The following is a 20,208-nucleotide window of genomic DNA, read 5'->3' as shown; positions in this document are numbered from 1 at the left end:
TACTTCAGTCAAAAAAGTTCTTTGAAAAAAAGCATCTTATTGATGTTTGAACAGAAAAAAACAACATCTAGCTTTAGGTAATGCCCATGAAATTAGACAAAATTCCGGATCGTATCGATCCAAGTTTAGATTTAGACAGAATTCGCAACGAGTGCTTAGAGCTAACCAAAAAACGTGCCTATTATTCTGCCGGAGCAGCTGTGATTCCGGTGCCATTTCTGGACGTGGTCATTGATGTCGGCATTCTGTCGCAACTGATTCCGGAGATCAATGCCCGCTTTGGTCTAGCCCCTGAACAGATCAGTGTGTTTGATCCTGCAACCAAACAGGTGCACTGGAATGAACTGCGTAAACGCGGAATCGAGTTTTCCGGTCTGGTGGTAGCACGTACAGCAGTCAAAAAATCTTTGAACAATGTTGCAGCGAAAGTGATCACAAAGCAAGTCACAAAATTCATTCCACTCGGTGGTCAACTGGTAGCCGCGAGCCTCGGTTATTTTGTCATGAAAAAAATTGCTGAAGCGCATGTGGAAGATTGCTATCGCACAGCAAAAAATATTCAGCAAAAACAGATTGCTCAAGGCAAATAAATTTCCCGCCCCATTTTTTATCCCCAAACTTTTCAAAACTCAGGCAGATTAATCTGCCTGAAGCTGCTTTAAAATTGTTTTTAAAATTTCGACCCGAGCGGTGTTTTTATCATCAGTGGCGATAATGTGCCATGGTGCCTGTTCTGTCGACGTACGTTCAAACATGTCGGCGGCCGCTTTTAAATAATCATCCCAACGTTCCCGGTTACGCCAGTCCTCATCGGTGATTTTAAAGCGCTTATGTGGGGTATCTTCACGCGCCTTGAAACGGGCCGCCTGCTCTTCCTGGGAAATCGCCAGCCAGAATTTAATAATTACGGTTTGATGGTTAATCAGACTCTGCTCAAAACGGTTAATTTCATCATAGGCCCGTTGCCATTCTGCCGGACTGGCAAAGCCCTCTACCCGTTCTACCAGCACCCGACCATACCAGGAACGGTCAAAAATACAGATATCATCATCAGTTTGCAGCTTGTTCCAGAAACGCCATAAATAAGGTCGATTCAGTTCATATTTTTCCGGCGCCCCGATGGTCTGGATTTCATATTCACGTGGATCCAGCTTTTTCACAATCCGCTTGATTGCTCCGCCCTTGCCTGCTGCATCCATCCCTTCAAACAGCAAAATCACATTACGTGGGTCTGAGCGCAGCGCCTTGGCCACCTGAGGAGACAGTTTTTTCAGTTCCGCTTTATAGTCCTCTGTCTTGGCAAGTTCTTGCGAAGGATGCTGCAATAATTCTGGAATTTTGGCCTGTTTCCATCGTCCTTTGGCCCGAACCGGATGATTGGGACAATGTTTTAGCGCCTGCAAAATATACTGTGCAAACTGCTGGTCACGCTGTTTTTCATCTTCCCCGTCAATGATCAGCCAGTCGTCGTCTTTAGTAAACCGCTCTCGCAAACGTTGCATGGTGTCGTACTTTTTTTTGTCGCGCCAGTCCAGCCCATGCAGTTTGTGCCATTGCATTTCACTCGGATCCATCTGATCCAGGCGTTTTTGTAGCGTTTTCCAAGGTAAGTCGAACCAGACCTTGACCACATCAACATAGTTATTTTTTAGATCCTGCTCAAAGACACGCATATCTTCCAGATAGGCATCAAACTGGGCATCATCAATGGCACCAGTCTGCATGGTGGTTCTGAGCAGATCGCTGTACCAGTTACCAAACAAGACCATGATCTGGCCTTGGGCAGGAATAAACCGTGTATAGGGTTGCCAGAAGGTCTGTTTTTCTCCTAATACTTGCGGCTGATCGGCCTTCACCTGCAAATAACGAGGATCTACCCATTCACGTAACTGTTTGACTGCTTCGCCCTTACCTGCCAGCTCGATTCCATTGACCAGAACAATCAGGCTTTTGCCATTTTTCTGTCCCTGGGTTTTTCTCAGATCATACTGGGCATTGATCAGCGCAAGGGATAACTGGTCTTCATCCATTAACTGGAAACTTTGTTCTTCTGTACGCATGGAGATCCCTCATCTTTTATTCTTGTGGGCAGTATAGCGAGGAGTCTGAACGCAAAAATAGCGTTAGCAACGTTTTTCACACGATTAGATTGTCTGTTTAAACAGCAAATTGACATTCAAATAAGGAATCATTGATCAATTTGTCATAGCGAGATTGCGCCACACCCTCTAAGATTCTGAGATCGAAAAATCATATTTGAAAATACATGTCCAAACTTGCCCGATTAGATGAACTCTTAGAACAGTATTATCAGCTGAAGTATCACACTCAGCCTGAAATTTTAAGCCGTTTACAGGATGTGCAGGCATGGCAAAAGGCACGGATGCAGCGTAGCCATCATCAGCATTTTTCTGAAAAAAACAACCAGCTGATGGCCGAATATTTCCTGAATCGGCTCTATGGCGGCCCAGACTTTGACGCACTGGCCGAACAGATTGCCCGACTGATGAAATATGCGCACAAGGCAGAAAAAATGATTCCGGAAAATGCCCTGAAAACCGGAACCTCAGGTGTCGAACTGGCGATTCTGGCGGTACAGCTGGATGAACAGGTCGCAATCCAGCTTTTAGAGGATTATCCTGCCAACGCACCATTGACCGATGAAATGATGCGTGTGACCTATCTGAAACTGGATCAGGGTGAGGCGCGCTTGAAACAGCTGGCATTGCTGGATCAGCTGGGTGTCAGCCTGGATAAATATATGCGTTCCTTTGTGGTTTATACCGCCTTCAAGATGTGTAAAGGCGCAGCCAATAAATATCATTTTCAGGTGATGTATGAGTTTATGCAGGACGGTTTCCAGGCCATGAAACCGTTAAAGTCGGCAGAAAAATTCGTGCATGACTTTACTGCGATTGAACGTGGCATTATTGATAAGGTGCATTCAGGCGATCCAACACCATTCCAATAATAGATTCCTTTCCCATCCATGATGAGGAAGGCTTGCAGTCCTGCCTGATCCTGATATTTTCAGGTTTTTAGGGCAGGCCATCGCCAGTGATAAATCATATGAATTATTCGATCACTGGCAGTGAAGATTTCCGCCCATATTCCTATTTTTCTGTATATTATTCATAACAATTGCATCATGATTGCTGAATAACATCCAAGAATCTGTCATTATGCAGGCAATGCAAGATTAACCCGATTGATATGTTAGGAGTGACTCCAATGTCGAATGAAAATCAAACGCCTACCCCTACACCCGAGTCGGCACAACAGACAGACAAAGTGAGCCCATTCTTAACCACTCCGCTTCCGCAAGGCGCTCCACAAGGTCAGCAACAATCTCTAGAACAACGCCTGACCGATACGCCTGTGACTGGAACTGTCCCTAAATATAACCTGCCACGCGGTGCCAATACCGGTAACGTCGGTCCAACCACGCACTTCGGCTACAAGACTGTGAGCAGTGACGAAAAAGCCCAGAAAGTGGCTGAAGTATTCCATTCGGTGGCCAGCAAATACGATATCATGAATGACCTGATGTCATTCGGCATTCACCGTCTGTGGAAACGTTTTGCGATTAATATGTCAGGCGTGCGCCGTGGCCAGCATGTGCTGGATATTGCTGGCGGTACAGGCGACCTGGCCAAAGTATTTAGCCGTGAAGTGGGCCCTACCGGTCATGTAGTACTGTCTGATATTAACGAATCCATGCTGAATGTTGGCCGTGATCGTCTGATTGATGCCGGCTGTACCAATGTTGATTTCGTTCTGGCGAATGCAGAAACTCTAGAGCCATTTGCCGACAACAGCTTTGACCTGGTAACGATTTCTTTTGGTCTGCGTAACGTCACCGATAAAGATGCTGCACTGGCTGCGATGTATCGTGTGCTTAAGCCAGGTGGTCGTTTACTGATTCTGGAATTCTCTAAACCAGTTTTTGAGCCATTCTCAAAACTGTATGACCTGTATTCATTCACCGCTTTACCAATCATGGGCAAAATCGTGGCAAATGATTCAGAAAGCTATAAATACCTGGCTGAATCAATCCGTATGCATCCGGACCAGCGTACTTTAAAAGGCATGATGGAAAATGCTGGCTTCCAGAACTGTGATTATCACAATCTGACCGGCGGTATCGTTGCCGTTCACCGTGGCTTCAAGCTTTAAGGGTCGTACCCGATATGTGGTCACTTCTCGCACTCGGTGCTGTTGAACGCCTGATTCATCATATGATTGATCTGGATGCGATTACCCGCATTCAGCTCAATGCTTTGGCTGGAAAAATGCTGCGGGTGGTCATTACTTCACCGCAGCTGTCCGTCGATGTCTTCTTTGATGAAGGCAAGGTTCGTCTGGAGCCAACGCCAACCGGCCATACTGAAGAATCTTCGATTTTTGAACAGCGCCCTTATGAAGCCAATAGTACTCAAATTCCTGAAGCAACGGCGACGCTACAGGTGAATAATGTCGTAGAGCTGCTTAAACTGCTGCTTGCTGATGAAGTCGGTAATATTCCATTGCAAGGTGACTATAAACTTCTGCAAGAAATCCAGCGCATCATGCAGCAGGCAGAACCTGATCTGGCGGCGCATTTGAGTCCTTGGATTGGCCCTGCTCTGGCACATGAAATTGGCAAGTTGCAGCTGGCTCCGAAGCATTTAAAACGCACTTTGCAAAGCCAATTATTTTTCGCTAAAGATGCCCTGAAAGAAGATAGTGGCCTTTTTGCCCCGCGCTGGCAAATGGATGACCTGAATCAGGATACTCGTATCCTGAACCAGAATTTAGATCGCGTCGAAGCCAAAATCCGTCAGCTTCAGGCTCAGATTGAATCTGACGATTCCACTGATCAGCCTTTTACTCCTGCTACACCTCATATTCCTTCTCAATACTAGGTACACCGCTTTATGATTCCGCATGTTTCACGTTTACTCGAACTTTGGCGCATCGCCGCGCACTATAGACTCGACACGTTGTTTCCTGCGGAAGAACTTCCTGAGAAAGCCCGGCATATTTTATCTTTAATTCGTATGCATCCGGCAGCCTGGTCTAGCCGTGAGCGTAAGAATCCACTCAAGCTGAAATTGGCCCTGGAAGAGATGGGACCGCTGGCGATCAAGTTGGGGCAGTTACTTTCGACCCGTCGTGACCTGATTCCACCTGAAGTGCTGCAACAACTGGTTCTGTTACAGGATCAGGTCAAACCCTTTGATAATGATGTCGCCAAGATGCGTATTCAGGAATCCTTAAAAGCGGATGTAAATACCCTGTTCGCCCGATTTGATGTTCAGCCACTGGCAGCCGCCTCGATTGCACAGGTGCATACCGCAGCCCTGCATGATGGCCGTGAAGTGGTCGTCAAAGTGACCCGTCCGAATATTCGACAGCAGATCTTGCAGGATTTTGAAATTCTAAGCTGGCTGGGTGATTTTCTGGAGAAGCGTCTGGAGGCAGCGCGTGCCCTGCATTTGTCTGAAATTATTCAGGACTATCGCCAGATCATTCTGAATGAACTGGACCTGACGCTGGAAGCGGACAATACCCGCCGTATGCGTCATTACTTCACTGGCTCCAGCATGATGTATGTGCCTGAAGTTTATATGGACAGTAAGGACGTGCTGGTGGCAGAACGGATTACCGGTGTTCCGATTTCGGATATTGCCACCTTTGATGAACTGGGTATGGACCGTGCGGATCTGGCACGTAAAGGTCTGACGATTTTCTTTACCCAGGTCTTCCGCGACAACTTCTTCCATGCGGACATGCATCCAGGCAATGTCTTTGTCGAAACCATCAATCCGGCCAATCCGCGCTTTATTGCGCTGGACTGCGCAATTATGGGAGAGCTGTCCAAGCATGACCAGATGACGGTAGCACGTATGCTGCTGGCGGTCATGAACAGTGACTTCATGCAGCTGATTCAGATTGTGCATCAGGCGGGCTGGATTCCACCAGGTACTGATCAAGACGCACTAGCACGCGAAATGCGTCGTACCGTGGGTCCAATGGTCTCCAAGCCAATGCATGAACTGGACTTTGCCGGGATTCTGATTCAGGTCATGGACATCGCCCGTCGTTTCCATCTGGAAATCCCGCCACAGCTAATGTTGCTATTGAAAACACTCGTGCATGTGGAAGGTCTGGGAACAGACTTATATCCTGAGCTGGATATCTGGAGTCTGGCTAAACCGATCCTCACCGATTGGGTCAAAGCCCAGATGAATCCGCAAAAGAATATCAAGGAACTCGGACAAAAAATCCCGGATCTGCTTTTGGGTGCGCAGGATTTACCGACCTTGATGATCGACAGCCTGAACGGTCTGAAAAACCAGTCCGCCTGGCATGCCAAGCAGCTCAATGAATTGCAAAGCATGCGCCTGCAAATGGAACATCAGCAAAAGCGTAGCTGGATTTTTGGCAGCATCATGGCCATTCTGCTTTCAATTGCGATCATTTCACCATGGTTTGTGTCAGTGATTTTGATCGTACTGGCAAGCGTACTCGCAGTCTGGCGGATTGCAAAATAACTGAAATAACCTTCTTAAAAGACCTGACATTGTTCAGGTTTTTTTATTTTTCTCCTTCCCTATGACTGCAAAGTCACCTTAGGGTATATCTTGCCATTGGGCTTTGTGACCAGATGCTTAAAATATGTCCTCATTGGTCAAATATGGGTTGAACCTTTATGCAGATTTTACAAAAACATGCGCCTGCTCTGAAAATCCGCGCTGGGCATCAGGCTCGTGAGCTGATTCTGAAAGAAGGTTTGCAACCCGAACAGGTCGATATTGTGCCGGGTGCTGCAGGTGGCCCCAAGGGTATTGGCATTCAGGGACTGGACCAGGCCATTTTTGGCGAGTTTTTCCCACGTGCTCCTCAGCGTAGAACCTTAGTCGGTTCATCCATTGGTAGCTGGCGTTTTGCCAGTGTCGCGGCGTGGGGAGCCAAAGCAGGCACTGAACGTCTTGCCGACTTGTATACCCATCTGTACTTTCACAAGAAAATGACCCGTAAGGACGTCAGTGACGTTTGTCGTGGCATGCTGCTGGATCTGGTACAAGGCAAAGAAACCGATCTGGTGAATCATCCAGATTATCATCTAACGGTATTGTCGATTAAAGCCCAGCACATTTTCCAAAGTGACAAGGCGCTCCCCCTACTCGCCTCTGTAGCTGGCATTGTGGGAACTACCGCTGTAGCGCGCAAACATAGTCGCCATTTTATGCAACGTGTGATCAGCCAACCGAATGCAGGTGAACAGTTTAAAATTGCCGATGATGGATTTACTACACATTATCACGCCTTGACTGAGCAAAGTGTTTTGTCATGGCTGATGGCCTCTGCTTCTATTCCGGGCGTGATGGCAGCGGTCAATAATATTCCGGATGCACCGCAAGGTTATTATCGCGATGGTGGCTTGATTGACTATCATATTGACCTGCCGTTTCAGAGCAAAGGCATCGTGCTGTATCCGCATTTTACTGATAGCATTACTCCTGGCTGGTTCGATAAACTGTTTAAACGCACGGCAAGCCCGGAAAATCAGGCACGAACTTTGCTAATTTCACCTTCTCAGGAATATTTGCAAAGTTTGCCTTTGGGTCGTTTACCGGATCGTAAGGACTTTACTTTAAAAGGTTTGGATCAAGCCCAGCGGATTCAGCTCTGGAAGCAATGTATTGCTGAAAGTCAGCGCCTGGGAGATGAATTTCTGGAACTGGTCGAGAAGCAGAATTTTGCCGATGTGATGCAAAGCCTGTAATGGGCACAGCCTGTCCGAATTGTTTGTATAATTGCCTTAATTTTTTGAACTGTTGAGATTTATGCAGAAATTTTTAGTGATCCTGCAATATGCATGTATAGCCTTTGGACTTTATCTGATTTATAGCGTTAGCATGTCGCTGTATACCCAGCAATTTGAGCTGATGGAACTGGTGGCAGATATTGGCACCATTCTGATCTGTCTGGATTTGGGTGTATTTTTATATACCAGTAAAGGCAAACAAGGCATCACCATGGAAGAGTATGCTAAACAGCTAGAACAACCACCGTCTAAACTGGTTTATGTGACACGTAAACTGGGACATCTGGGTATTTTATTGATTATTACCAGCTGGATTGTTCCAATCGTGAACTCATAAAGATTCAATAAAAAAACCTCCCAAAAGGGAGGTTTTTCGTTTAGAGCCTAAAGATTATTTCGAACCTTTAATCCCTGCTTGCAATAACAATGCCCCTAAACCACCAATTTTATTTTCTTGTGGTTTAGCCGCTTGAGGTTTCTTGCCATGCGGGCGATCACCTTGCGGACGCGCATGCTGTGGACGTTTGCCTTGTGGCTTGCGCTCACCACGTTGCTCATTGTCACGGCGTGGTTGACGTGGTGCTTTCGCTGGCGCTTCCGAACCTTCAGGACGCATCGACAGATTGACACGGTTACGTTCAACATCGACGTTCAGTACACGAACTTGTACGATTTGACCTGGTTTCACCACTTTATGCGGATCAGCCACAAATTCATTCGCCAATTCAGAAATATGTACCAAACCATCCTGATGTACACCAACATCCACGAAAGCACCGAAGTTAGTCACATTGGTGACTACACCTTCCAGTTGCATGCCTTCAGTCAATTGAGCCACTTCAGTAATATCATCACGGAATTTTGCGGTACGGAATTCTGGACGCGGGTCACGGCCAGGTTTTTCCAGTTCAGCCAAAACGTCCTGAACGGTTGGCAGCCCGAATTTATCATCGACAAACTCTTCTGCATTCACTTGACGAATGATTTCAGTATTACCAATAATATCTTTTACAGTGGTTGCTTTCGCTTCAACAATTTTAGATACCAGTGGATAAGACTCAGGGTGAACTGCAGACGCATCTAGTGGTTCTGAACCTTGCTGGATACGCAAGAAACCCGCTGCCTGTTCAAAAGTACGTTCACCTAGACGTGGCACTTTTTTCAGGTCCTGACGGTTGTCAAAACGGCCATTTTCCTTACGGAAGTCCACGATTTGCTGCGCGATTGATTTGTTCAGACCTGCGATATAACCCAAAATCGCAGCAGATGCAGTATTCACATCCACACCGACCGAGTTCACACAGTCTTCAACGACTGCTTCAAGAGTTTTTGCCAGACCGGTCTGGTTTACATCATGCTGGTACTGACCTACACCAATGGACTTAGGATCGATTTTCACCAGTTCTGCTAATGGATCTTGCAGACGGCGTGCAATTGATACTGCACCACGGATCGATACATCCAGTTCAGGCAATTCCTGAGAAGCCAGTTCAGATGCTGAATAAACAGAAGCACCCGCTTCTGAAACAGAAACACGAGTCAATTTCAGGTCGCTATTTGCAGCCATCATTTCAGCAACCAACGCTTCAGTTTCACGGCTTGCCGTACCATTACCGATTGCAATCAGGTCAACATTGAATTCGCGGCAAAGACGTGCCAATTCAGCCAGTGAACCTTCTTTATCATCTTTCGGTGCAAATGGGTAAATGGTGCTATGTGCCAATACATCACCTGATTCATTCACCACTGCCAGTTTTACGCCAGTACGGATACCAGGATCTACGCCCAGTGTCGTACGTGCGCCTGCAGGCGCAGAAAGCAGTAGATGACGCAGGTTTTCAGCAAAGACCTGCATTGCTTCAGCTTCAGCAGCCAGACGTTTTTCAGTCAATAATGAATGTTCGATCGTTGGACGAACTTTACCAAGCCAGAACAGTTTCGCAGTTTGCTTTAAGAAATCCTGACGAGATTGCGGCTGAATGGTATCCAGGTTGTATTCAGTTTCAATACGTGCCAATGGTGCATCATCTTCACCATCCACTTTTAGGCCCAGTACATTTTCCTGACGGCCACGTAGCATTGCCAATAAGCGATGTGAAGGTACCTTGTTCAGATTTTCAGAGAAATCGAAGTAATCACGGAATTTTTTACCAACTTCTTTTTTCTCTTCGCTAGCGACCAGACTTTTCAGCACAGCAGTTTTAGCAAACATTGCTTTAAGTTCAGTGGTCAACGCAATATTCTGTGCCCAGTCATCAATCAGGATGTGCTGGATCGCATCGAGCTGACTTTCCTGATCTGGATAATCTTCATGGCTAAAGCCCGCCAAAGCTTCTGCTGGATCCACGGCTTCAGTAAAGATTTTCTCTGCAATCGGACCTAAACCGGCTTCTTTGGCTTTAAACGATTTGCTGGTACGTTTTGGACGGTATGGTGCGTAAATTTCTTCTAGGGCATTTTTAGTTTCTGCCGCATTCACCCGTGCCAATAAATCATCAGATAATTTATTTTGTTCTTTTAGTGATTCGATCACCTTTTCACGGCGTTCATACAAATCACGCAAATACGATAAACGTGTATCGAGCTGGCGTAGTTGCGTATCGTCTAAGCCCTGCGTTACTTCTTTACGGTAACGTGCAATGAAAGGAACGCTGGCACCCTCATCAATCAGTTTGATGGCAGCTTCTACTTGATTTGGACGTACGGCAAGTTCTTTTGCCAACTGCTGAACTAAGTCAGTCATCGTGTTTGATCCCACAAGGATAAGTACTAAATGGCATGATTATAAAGACCAGGTCTATAAAATCCACCATTGTTTTTATTAATTTATATAAGCTTCAGATAACCGTATACGATCGTTTTCCAGTTTTTCCACTAAAGTTTGCATGAACTTTGCATTTTATTCTTGTTCCGGGGCGATTTTTTTCGCATATAGATGTATATATTTGGTATCTATGTCTTGATTTTAACTGCAATATTTGATGCTTTAGAGCATAGTCAATTAATAGTAATGAATCGTATACTCAAAGCATATTTCATTTTTTGTTTATGACGACAATAAAGAATAAAGGAGCACCTCATGAGTTTAGTGGTACCTGCTGAAAAACCCGATGCTGTACATACCGAAACCGACCGGGTCGAGCGCATCCTGGTTGTCGATGATGATGTGCGTCTGCGTACCCTGTTACAACGTTTCCTTGAAGATAAAGGCTTCGTCGTTAAAACTGCGCACGATGCTACCCAGATGGATCGACTATTACAGCGGGAACTGTTTTCTCTGATTGTGCTCGATTTTATGTTGCCTGTAGAAGACGGCCTCAGCATCTGTCGTCGCCTACGCCAGTCGAATATTGATATTCCAATCATTATGCTCACCGCACGTGGCAGCGATTCAGATCGTATTGCAGGTCTGGAAGCCGGTGCAGATGATTACCTGCCTAAACCATTTAATCCAAATGAATTGCTGGCACGTATCCGTGCAGTTTTGCGTCGTCAAGTCCGTGAAGTTCCAGGCGCTCCTAGCCAGCAAATGGAAGTGGTATCCTTTGGCCCATGGTCACTGGATCTGTCTACTCGTACCCTGACTCGTGAGGGCCAGGTAGTGACCCTGACCACTGGTGAATTTGCAGTATTAAAAGCGTTGGTACAACATCCACGTGAACCTTTAACTCGTGACAAGCTGATGAATCTGGCGCGTGGTCGTGAATGGGGTGCGATGGAACGTTCAATTGACGTTCAGGTATCACGCTTACGTCGTTTGATTGAAGAAAACCCTGCCCGTGCGCGTTATATTCAAACCGTTTGGGGTGTCGGTTATGTGTTTGTTCCAGATGGTGCTGAATAATTTTCTTATTAGAAGAAAGTAAAATATTCGTCCGTCTATCAATTTAGTTTTTAATTACGTGACAAATTCATTCGCAACTGTTTGAGGCAGGAGGTATTCATCTCTAATGTTTCTGCGATAAATTGATTACTTGCCGCAATTTGACGAGTTTTGCGAATGAAAATGGTTTTGCCTACTTTTGCCGAAACAAAAGTAGGTCGAACCGAAGGTTTTAACCTATATCTAAATTACAGATGGTTTGACTCCGGTGTGATAAGGCCTTTTAATCAACTCATAATAATTTGCTGAAGTCATAGCACAGGATTGCTCAGTGAAACTCGACCCCATCGACCCACAAAAATTTACCGATTTTGTCAGTTATTCAGAAAAAAAACGCACCCCTTGGGAACGATTTCTGGACAAGATCAAGCCGCGCTCCGCAGCAATGCGAACCACTGTACTGGTGGTCTTTGTGGTCTGTTTCAGCCTGTTCATGTCAATCTGGTTTTTCTGGCGTACCCTCTATTTACCTGAAATTCAGCAACACGCGCGTTATCTGGCCATGGAGCTGGAAATTCTCAACAATTCGGACCTGCGTCTTTATCATAAAGAACAGGAAGTCGATATTGATACCTGGCTCAAAAACCGGATCGGAATCGAATATGTCACCAATCCGGCTGAATACCCCAATGTAAAAGACAAGGTTATTGCTGAATTCTTTACTAACCAGATTGAAACCAAACTGGCCAAAGAATTAAGAATCGAACAGGCAACCGTTTATTTCCAGTTCAAGCCAAGTCCACGCATCTGGATTCAAACCCCTGAAATGAATGGCAACTGGGTACGTGAACCTCTTAAAACCTATGCCAACTATAGCCCTGAACTGATTCTAGGCTGGCTGTTGGGTACACCACTCATTGCCGGCATTATTATTCTGACCCTAGTTCGTCAGCTGAACCGTCCTTTACGCCGCCTACAGAATGCAGCAAACAGCTATAGTAAAAATGGTTCCGCTCCTTATCTGGATACCAATCATGGTCCGCTGGAAATCCGTCAGGTGAATCATGCCTTTAACCAGATGATTTATACCTTGGATCAAACCGAGCGTGATCGTCGAATCATGCTCGCGGGGATTTCACATGACCTTCGTACGCCGTTGACCCGTATCCGTCTTAGCGCAGAAATGATGCCGGATGAAGACTTCCTCAAGGAAGGTCTGATTTATGACGTGGAGGATATGGATGCCATTCTGAACCAGTTCATTTCCTATATGCGGGATGGCTCCGATGAAGAACTGCAAGAAACCAATGTTAATGTGCTGTTGCAGGAACTGGTCAAGCAGTTTAAACCACTTGATATTCGCTTTACACCTCAAGAGATACCGCTGGTTGAAGTACGCAGCATGTCGCTGAAACGCCTAATTGGCAACCTGATCAACAACTCGAAACGCTATGGTGCGGAACCGATCGAGCTTGCTGCCTATGTGCAGGATCATAAACTGATGATCAGTGTGGCCGATCATGGTGAAGGGATTCCGGAAGACCAGATTGAAGCGCTGATGCAACCCTTTGTTCGTGGAAATTCTGCGCGTACCGTACAAGGTAGTGGTCTGGGTCTGGCCATTGTCAAACGTATTGTAGATATTCACTCAGGTGAGCTGCATATCCAGAATCGGCCTGAAGGCGGTCTGGAAGCCATTATCGCCTTACCCCTGAAAACAGCAGATTCCGAGGCACCCGCTGCCCCAACCACCTTAGATAAAATTCGTCAAACGCTCACTGATCACTTCTAGTAAGTGATCATAAAAGCAACAAACGACTTTTTAGTATTTCTATATAATTCATTTTAATTTTTAATAATTCAATCATTTAAAAAACATCATTTTTCATTATACCTACATTTAGCTAAAAAATTAGACCTTAGCCTAACACCTATGCAAAATACATTTTTTGATCGGTACAATCCGTATCATTATTTAAGAATTTATGAGAGTTGAAATGTCTTTAGATCGTATCCGTTTAGCCTCCCTACACAACAAAGTCATCAGCCCTGAACAAGCTGCTGAATTCATCGAAGATGGTATGACTGTGGGTATGAGTGGCTTTACTCGCGCTGGTGAAGCGAAGGCGGTTCCTTTAGCTTTGGTACAACGCGCAAAAGCAAATCCACTGAAAATCACGTTGATCACAGGTGCATCACTCGGTAACGATTTGGACAAGCAACTCACTGAAGCAGGCGTATTGGCACGTCGTTTACCATTCCAGGTAGATAGCACTTTACGTAAAGCGATCAACAAAGGTGAAGTGATGTTCATCGATCAGCATTTGTCTGAAACCGTTGAACAGATGCGTAACCAGCAGTTGAAAAAACCTGATGTGGCGGTAATTGAAGCGGTTGCGATCACTGAAGATGGCGGCATCATTCCAACAACTTCTGTAGGTAACTCTGCAAGTTTTGCAATTTTTGCTGAGAAAGTGATTGTTGAAATCAACACGAATTTAAGTCCTGCATTTGAAGGCTTGCACGACATCTACATCCCGACTTACCGTCCAACACGTCAAGCAATTCCATTGACTCAAGTGGATGAGCGTATCGGTACACATGCAATCAATATTGATCCTTCAAAAATCGTGGGTATCGTATTCAACAATGAATTGCATGACTCTCCATCAACTGTAACTGCACCAGATGATGAGACTCAATCAATTGCTAACCACTTGATCGCTTTCTTTGAAAAAGAAGTAGCTGAAGAGCGTTTACCGAAAAACCTTGGCCCTCTTCAAGCAGGGATCGGTTCCATTGCAAACGCCGTATTGACGGGTCTGAAAGATTCAAACTTCGAAGACTTGATCATGTACTCAGAAGTACTACAAGACTGTACCTTTGAATTGATCGATGCCGGTAAAATGAAGTTTGCTTCAGGTTCTTCTATTACACTTTCTGCTAAATATGGCGAAAAAGTATTTAACAACCTTGAGCACTACAAAGACAAACTGGTATTACGTCCACAGGAAATTTCAAACCATCCTGAACTGGTACGCCGTTTAGGTATTATCGGGATCAACACTGCGCTTGAATTCGATATCTACGGTAACGTGAACTCAACTCACGTATGTGGTACCAAAATGATGAACGGTATTGGTGGTTCAGGTGACTTCGCGCGTAATGCCCACTTGGCGATCTTCGTAACCAAATCAATCGCGAAAGGTGGCGACATCTCTTCTGTAGTGCCGTTTGCTTCACATATCGACCATGCAGAACACGATGTTGATATCCTTGTGACTGAACAAGGTCTTGCAGATCTTCGTGGTTTGGCTCCGCGTGAGCGTGCACGTGCGATCATCGACAACTGTGCCCACCCAATGTACCGTGATGCATTGAATGACTACTTCGACCGTGCATGTGCGAAAGGTGGCCATACCCCTCACCTGCTTCGTGAAGCATTGTCTTGGCACTCTAACTTTGAAGAAAATGGTCATATGCTTGCAGTAGAAGCTGCAGTCAAAACTGCTTAATTGACCGCTTCAGAAAACGCCCTACGGGGCGTTTTTTTATGGGAAAAATAATAAATAAACAAAGACAAATCTATCCATAAGAATCTGATCAGCTTAACTTCTTAAATATTTTGAATGATTAAAAAACTGCACTTAGTCTGGATGCAGGGCTTTAAATTCCAGTTCTTCACCCTCATACTTCTAACAAGACAAAGATTAGAGACATGACATGCGCGTAGATATTTGGTCAGATGTGGTCTGCCCTTTTTGCTATATTGGTAAAAAACGGCTGGAAGCTGCTGCAAAGGAAAGCGGAATTGAACTTGAAGTCCATTGGCATAGTTTTCAGCTAGATCCTGAAGCACCAGTCCGTCAGGAAGTTTCCAACTCTGAACGTTTGGCACAAAAATATGGCCGTTCAGTGGCAGAAGTTGAAGACATGCAGCGCAATATTGCAGCCATGGCTAAACAGGAAGGCATTGAATTTAACTGGGAAGGTGCCAACTCTGGCAATACCTTGAATGCGCATCGCATCATTCACCTGGCACAAAGTAAAGGCTTGGGCAATGAAGCTCAGGAAGCTTTTTTCTATAGCTATATGACGCAAGGCCTGCCAATTGGTGAACGTGAAACGCTGGAAGATGTTGCAGCGCGTATTGGCCTGAACCCGGTTGAAGTGGACGATTTACTCGACTCGGATGAATTTGCGGACTTTGTTAAATTTGACCAGGAAGTGGCGCGTGACCAGCTCAAAGTTACTGGTGTTCCGTTCTTTGTATTTGATCAACGCATTGCTTTGGCAGGTGCTCAGCCGAAAGAAGTCTTTTTACAAGTTCTTGAAAAAGCTTTAGAGGAGCCACAGCAACAACCAGCAGCTGATCAGTGTTCTACAGATGCTTGTGATGTTCCGGCAAAGCCTGAGTAAAAACTAAATCAAAAAATCCCCATTCAAGATGGGGATTTTTTTATGAATGATGTGAATTATTCAACCAGAAAACTGATCTTTAGATTGACACGATATTCGGTAATTTTATTGTCATTAATCACGACTTTCTGTTCATTGATCCAGGCACCTTGAACATTTTTAATCGTCTCTGTGACTTTCGCGATGCCAGTCTGAATTGCATCCTCAAAGCTTTTACTACTGCTTGAATTAACTTCTACCACTTTTGCAATTGCCATGATTCAACACTCACTCTGTGAAGATAGAAGCATTCATCTTAGTCGATTTAAATTTCTCTACAGCTCTTAGCAAACAAGTGATAGCAAAAACTTACAGGGAATGAACAAATACTGATCTGCCCTTACTGCTTTAAAAAAATTTAAATCTGGACCTCTAGTTTTAAATAATCAACAAATAAATGTTTGTTTAAAAGCTTCTAAAACATCTAAAAAATGTATAAAAAACAATCCAAAACTATCTAGAGTAAATATTCTAATATGTTGTTTTATAGAGTATTTTATCTAAATTTAGTTGCTTTTCTTGCCGATTTGATCATTTTTTATTAATTGCCATTTGATATTATTTTTCACGTGATTTAGGACTAACTTTTTTCTTGTTCAAACTCTTGAACATCCAGATATCAAAAGGTCATGTTATGAAAACTGTTAAATTTTTATGCGCAGCAACTGTGATGGCTTTTTCTCTACAAGCTTCAGCACAAATGGCTCAAGTAGTTTATCTTCCAGATTTCCCTGTGAGCAAAGCTCCAGTTGAAACTGTAGCTACAGATACTGCAACTGCAGAAACTGAAAAAGCGGCTTAAGTCTTTAAGCAAAATCTCCCAGCAGGCTGAATTATTCAGCCTGTTTTTATTTCAGGGCTTCGAAAATTTAACTTGTTTTTCTATTTAAAGAGCATTAAAAACCTCATTATTTTTTATTTTATTTTGATTTCGTTCACTTTTTATTCAAAAAAAACCACCAAATTCGCTTAAAAAATACTCAAAATAATCAAGTATTTTTTCAATCAGATGCTTATAATCAGAACCTGATCTTTTATGAATTTCAGACTTTCTTGTTATGAACCAGCTTCAAGCATTAATACAGGGAAAAATTTCTCCGCAGGCAATTTCTGTGGATTTTTTGATTGAAATGGCTGAGCGTTATCCAGATCCCAACTCTACCGAATACAAACTGGTAGAACTTGCAGTCAATATGATCATGGCCAAGTCACTGGATAAAGCACTCAAATATATCTAGAGAGCTAAAATGAATGCTTTAGAAAAAGCAAAGTTAATTAAAGAATTAAATGAATTGGGGCAGCAACTAGAACATAAATCCCTCAGTTTATATGAAGCCGCCCGAACCAAAAAACGGCTCCAGGATATTTTTCATCTCTGTGATGAACCTGTTTTTAAAAATCAGATTTTAAGTTTTAAATCCCGTGTCCAGCCTGAGCTGGCAGCACATCAGTTTGCGGCGAGCACCGAGTTTCATCACTGTTATCGCGGTTATTTTAAGAATCCTGTCCAGCTGCAACAGGCACTCACTGCACATTCAGAAACAGGCTGGGCCTTTTTGCATCAGCCACAACAAGGCTGGCAAATCTGGCTGGGTCCTGTAGAGCAAACTGATTTTTTACATAGTGAATGGGATGAATTAGCAAATTGCCATCACTGGCTTTTGCAGCAACAGCAACAAGACGCATATTTTCCTCTCGATCCCCAACTGGATATTCCGGCTTTATCTGTTCAGGATGCCGAATTCAATACGCTTACCCTAGAAATCGCGCGTTATCATCAGGGCAGTTTGCAGATCCAGACCAAGATCACTGCACCTCAATTGTCTAAAACAATTAAACCTGATTTAGACAGAGCAACTAGCGAAACAGAAGAAGCTAAAACAGCTGAGCTGTCTATAGAAATAGACAACACGGATAGTTCATCCTCTATTTTGATAATAGATGAAAATATTACTTTCCCTGAATCTATACAGCTAGGTGAATTCTCTGCCCTGCTGCATCCATTAGAACATGCTGGAGCGACTATACGGCGCCTCTGTGCCCTAGAATTACAACCGACTGTCTCCCAACCGGCCGATCTGGAAATAGCGCTATATTATGCCGAGGAAGAGCACTGGCAGGCACGTCCTGTTTATCTCTCCATGCAGACCGATCAGCAAGGGCAAGGTCTGAAATATCTGATGCTCTTAGGCGCACCGAGCCTCTTGCAGGCCAATTCCTGTATCCAGCACTGGGGCACGCAACGTGGACGGCGTTGTATAGAGATAAAATCCATATCATGGGCAGCTTTAGGTGCCTGTCTTGATCAGATAGATCTTTTCAGTGAAATATATCTGCAACAAGCCGAAACGGTCTGGATGCCTGAGGAAAGCTATGCCTATATTCCGGCTCGGTGTATTCATCAAAAGAAATTTATCAATTTTGAGGAAGCGCCCGCTGATTTTTCTACTCCAATTTTATTGCTACAGGAACATCAGAAAATTCGGGTGATTCATGGAGAACGTCGCCTGGCATTGTCCAATCAGGAAATCGCTTATCCTTATTTAATGCTCAAACGTGATAAGGATTTGAATTGGCAAAAAATTCATCAAATTGTTTTAGGATTGTCACAGCCGGTACGGGTTTTAGATCTTTATATGGCAATTCAGGCACAAATCATTAAATAATTGATGTAGTTATGTAGTTTATCCTTGCTTTTTTTCCTTATTTTTTAGAAAACTAGCGCAGTAAATAAAATACGATAAGAGCAAGAATCAACTCATGCGAATAAACCAAATTACTCGAATCTTATTGCTATCACTTGGCGTGGGATTAAGTAGTAGCCCAGTTTGGGCAGAAGCATCTCCTACAGAACCTGCAGAAACAGAACAGCCTACAGGTACAGGTACAGGTACAGGTACAGGTACAGGTACAGGTACAGGTACAGGTACAGGTACAGGTACAGGTACAGGTACAGGTACAGGTACAGGTATTTTAGATCAGATTCCACGCTTGATCGATGCCACGCCTACGATTTTACCTGAACAGTCAGACGAAGCGATGGTGCCCACCACCGAAGAAACAGAAGATAAATCTTGGGCTGACAAAAAGCAGAAAAGAATCCGTGAATGGGCAGACCGCACCGCACATAAGATTGATAACTGGTTTGGCCAGACCAACCCGGATGAGCCAGCAACTGCGACTTTGCGAATCATCCTGGATAATAGCTGGGACAAATATGAAAACTATGAAATCAAGCCGAGGATTCGAGGAAAAATCAAGCTTCCAACCTTGGAACAAAAGTTAAGTCTGGTCTTTGGTGATGACAGCCTGGATAACGAACTGGATAGCAATGTCGCAATTACCAATGAAAATCCTGGCAATGCCCGGGATAAAAATCTGGATATTCGCCGTACCCGTGAAAACAACAGCTCGTTTGCACTACGCTGGTCAGAATTTTCAAATGGCCTACCTTTCGATAGCGATCTGGATCTGGGGGTACGTTCTGGGGATGATATCTATGTACGGGCCAAAATCAGCAAAGACTGGGCGATGCAGAATGACTTCTCTTTTCATGCCGAACAGATTTATCGCTATGGATTGCAGAGTGAAAATTATTTGCGGACCAACCTGGAACTGATCCATGCTCGTCCCAATGAGGCCTTTTTTTCCAATCAGTTAAGTTTAACCTATGCAGATGAGCAGGAAGACGATTTGACCTGGGACAACTATACCTTCAGACAGCATCAATTTTTCCAGGGCAACCGCTTTAACTATGGCATCTATACGGGCGGCTATCTGGATGATAAAGATTTACGCTTAAATCGCTGGGGACCTTATGTGTCCTGGAGACAGCCTTTCTTACGTGAATGGTTCTTTGTGCAAGGCGACCTGAACTATCTGAATGATGACCGACTGGACCGAAGCCATTATCTGGGTGCGATGGTACGTCTTGAGGCCATTTTCTAAATTTGAACAAATCCGAAACTATAAAAGCCCATAAAATATGTAATGCCAGTCAGTTAAGAGATTGACTGGCTTTTTCTTGGGTATTTTTGAGGTTTTCCTTTTACAACCCTTGGATAACTCCTCACTCTTCTCTCAGGTATAACATACCGATTAGATTTCTCCATTA

Annotated in this window: 18 protein-coding genes; 15 read left to right on the top strand and 3 right to left on the bottom strand. The window is 44.3% G+C overall.

The features are described 5' to 3' along the window. The first annotated feature begins 86 nt into the window (after positions 1-86). Positions 87-590 (top strand): hypothetical protein, encoded by a 504-nt coding sequence (locus FTV13_RS09695; RefSeq protein WP_159123426.1) that lies wholly within the window; start codon positions 87-89, stop codon positions 588-590. A 48-nt stretch (positions 591-638) separates the two neighbouring features. On the opposite strand, the gene FTV13_RS09690 is transcribed toward FTV13_RS09695, so the two are convergent. Next, positions 639-2,060, bottom strand: a complete 1,422-nt coding sequence (locus tag FTV13_RS09690; RefSeq protein WP_159123427.1) for a phosphate--AMP phosphotransferase — start codon at positions 2,058-2,060, stop codon at positions 639-641. 206 nt (positions 2,061-2,266) lie between these two features. Between FTV13_RS09690 and FTV13_RS09685 the strand changes: the two genes are divergently transcribed. The 6 genes from FTV13_RS09685 (at position 2,267) to FTV13_RS09660 (ending at position 8,150) form a co-directional block, all read left to right on the top strand. Further along, entirely contained in the window at positions 2,267-2,971 is a 705-nt protein-coding gene (locus tag FTV13_RS09685; RefSeq protein WP_104426682.1) for a hypothetical protein, read from the top strand. A gap of 260 nt (positions 2,972-3,231) precedes the next feature. Beyond that, entirely contained in the window at positions 3,232-4,176 is a 945-nt protein-coding gene (gene ubiE, locus FTV13_RS09680; RefSeq protein WP_005232491.1) for a bifunctional demethylmenaquinone methyltransferase/2-methoxy-6-polyprenyl-1,4-benzoquinol methylase UbiE, read from the top strand. A gap of 14 nt (positions 4,177-4,190) precedes the next feature. Then, positions 4,191-4,904 carry an SCP2 domain-containing protein gene (locus tag FTV13_RS09675; RefSeq protein ID WP_159123428.1) on the top strand — a complete coding sequence of 238 codons (714 nt, stop codon included), beginning with the start codon at positions 4,191-4,193 and terminating at the stop codon, positions 4,902-4,904. Between the two features lie 12 nt (positions 4,905-4,916). Beyond that, positions 4,917-6,536 carry an AarF/ABC1/UbiB kinase family protein gene (locus FTV13_RS09670; RefSeq protein ID WP_159123429.1) on the top strand — a complete coding sequence of 540 codons (1,620 nt, stop codon included), beginning with the start codon at positions 4,917-4,919 and terminating at the stop codon, positions 6,534-6,536. 158 nt (positions 6,537-6,694) lie between these two features. Next, positions 6,695-7,771 (top strand): patatin-like phospholipase family protein, encoded by a 1,077-nt coding sequence (locus FTV13_RS09665; protein WP_159123430.1) that lies wholly within the window; start codon positions 6,695-6,697, stop codon positions 7,769-7,771. A gap of 61 nt (positions 7,772-7,832) precedes the next feature. Next, complete coding sequence (locus FTV13_RS09660; protein ID WP_159123431.1) at positions 7,833-8,150, top strand: hypothetical protein; 318 nt, start codon at positions 7,833-7,835, stop codon at positions 8,148-8,150. A 54-nt stretch (positions 8,151-8,204) separates the two neighbouring features. Here FTV13_RS09660 and FTV13_RS09655 read toward each other — a convergent pair whose 3' ends face one another. Beyond that, positions 8,205-10,556 carry a Tex family protein gene (locus FTV13_RS09655; protein WP_159123432.1) on the bottom strand — a complete coding sequence of 784 codons (2,352 nt, stop codon included), beginning with the start codon at positions 10,554-10,556 and terminating at the stop codon, positions 8,205-8,207. A gap of 336 nt (positions 10,557-10,892) precedes the next feature. Between FTV13_RS09655 and ompR the strand changes: the two genes are divergently transcribed. The 4 genes from ompR (at position 10,893) to FTV13_RS09635 (ending at position 16,055) form a co-directional block, all read left to right on the top strand. Further along, positions 10,893-11,657, top strand: a complete 765-nt coding sequence (gene ompR / locus FTV13_RS09650; protein ID WP_004781707.1) for a two-component system response regulator OmpR — start codon at positions 10,893-10,895, stop codon at positions 11,655-11,657. A gap of 310 nt (positions 11,658-11,967) precedes the next feature. Next, positions 11,968-13,428: an ATP-binding protein gene (locus FTV13_RS09645; protein WP_180011859.1), complete on the top strand. Its 1,461-nt coding sequence runs from the start codon at positions 11,968-11,970 to the stop codon at positions 13,426-13,428. Positions 13,429-13,633: 205 nt separating this feature from the next. Continuing rightward, positions 13,634-15,151, top strand: coding sequence for an acetyl-CoA hydrolase/transferase family protein (locus tag FTV13_RS09640; protein ID WP_159123434.1), 1,518 nt, complete (start codon positions 13,634-13,636; stop codon positions 15,149-15,151). 208 nt (positions 15,152-15,359) lie between these two features. Beyond that, a complete protein-coding gene (locus FTV13_RS09635; RefSeq protein ID WP_159123435.1) occupies positions 15,360-16,055 on the top strand; it encodes a DsbA family oxidoreductase in 696 nt (231 codons plus the stop codon). A gap of 56 nt (positions 16,056-16,111) precedes the next feature. On the opposite strand, the gene FTV13_RS09630 is transcribed toward FTV13_RS09635, so the two are convergent. Continuing rightward, positions 16,112-16,312, bottom strand: a complete 201-nt coding sequence (locus FTV13_RS09630; protein WP_005232506.1) for a dodecin family protein — start codon at positions 16,310-16,312, stop codon at positions 16,112-16,114. Between the two features lie 416 nt (positions 16,313-16,728). Here FTV13_RS09630 and FTV13_RS09625 point away from each other — a divergent pair, with 416 nt between their 5' ends. The 4 genes from FTV13_RS09625 (at position 16,729) to FTV13_RS09610 (ending at position 20,042) form a co-directional block, all read left to right on the top strand. Then, complete coding sequence (locus FTV13_RS09625) at positions 16,729-16,896, top strand: hypothetical protein (RefSeq protein ID WP_004781698.1); 168 nt, start codon at positions 16,729-16,731, stop codon at positions 16,894-16,896. Positions 16,897-17,152: 256 nt separating this feature from the next. Next, positions 17,153-17,332 (top strand): hypothetical protein, encoded by a 180-nt coding sequence (locus FTV13_RS09620; RefSeq protein WP_004781696.1) that lies wholly within the window; start codon positions 17,153-17,155, stop codon positions 17,330-17,332. 9 nt (positions 17,333-17,341) lie between these two features. Continuing rightward, complete coding sequence (locus FTV13_RS09615; RefSeq protein WP_159123436.1) at positions 17,342-18,760, top strand: hypothetical protein; 1,419 nt, start codon at positions 17,342-17,344, stop codon at positions 18,758-18,760. A 94-nt stretch (positions 18,761-18,854) separates the two neighbouring features. Continuing rightward, positions 18,855-20,042: a hypothetical protein gene (locus tag FTV13_RS09610; RefSeq protein WP_180011857.1), complete on the top strand. Its 1,188-nt coding sequence runs from the start codon at positions 18,855-18,857 to the stop codon at positions 20,040-20,042. The last annotated feature ends 166 nt before the right edge of the window (positions 20,043-20,208 follow it).

Origin of the sequence: Acinetobacter sp. YH12235 (assembly GCF_013417705.1) — a bacterium.
In the GTDB taxonomy this organism is placed as follows: domain Bacteria; phylum Pseudomonadota; class Gammaproteobacteria; order Pseudomonadales; family Moraxellaceae; genus Acinetobacter.
The sequence above is the reverse complement of the archived record's forward strand: the minus strand, read 5'-3'. Positions and strand labels throughout refer to the sequence as shown.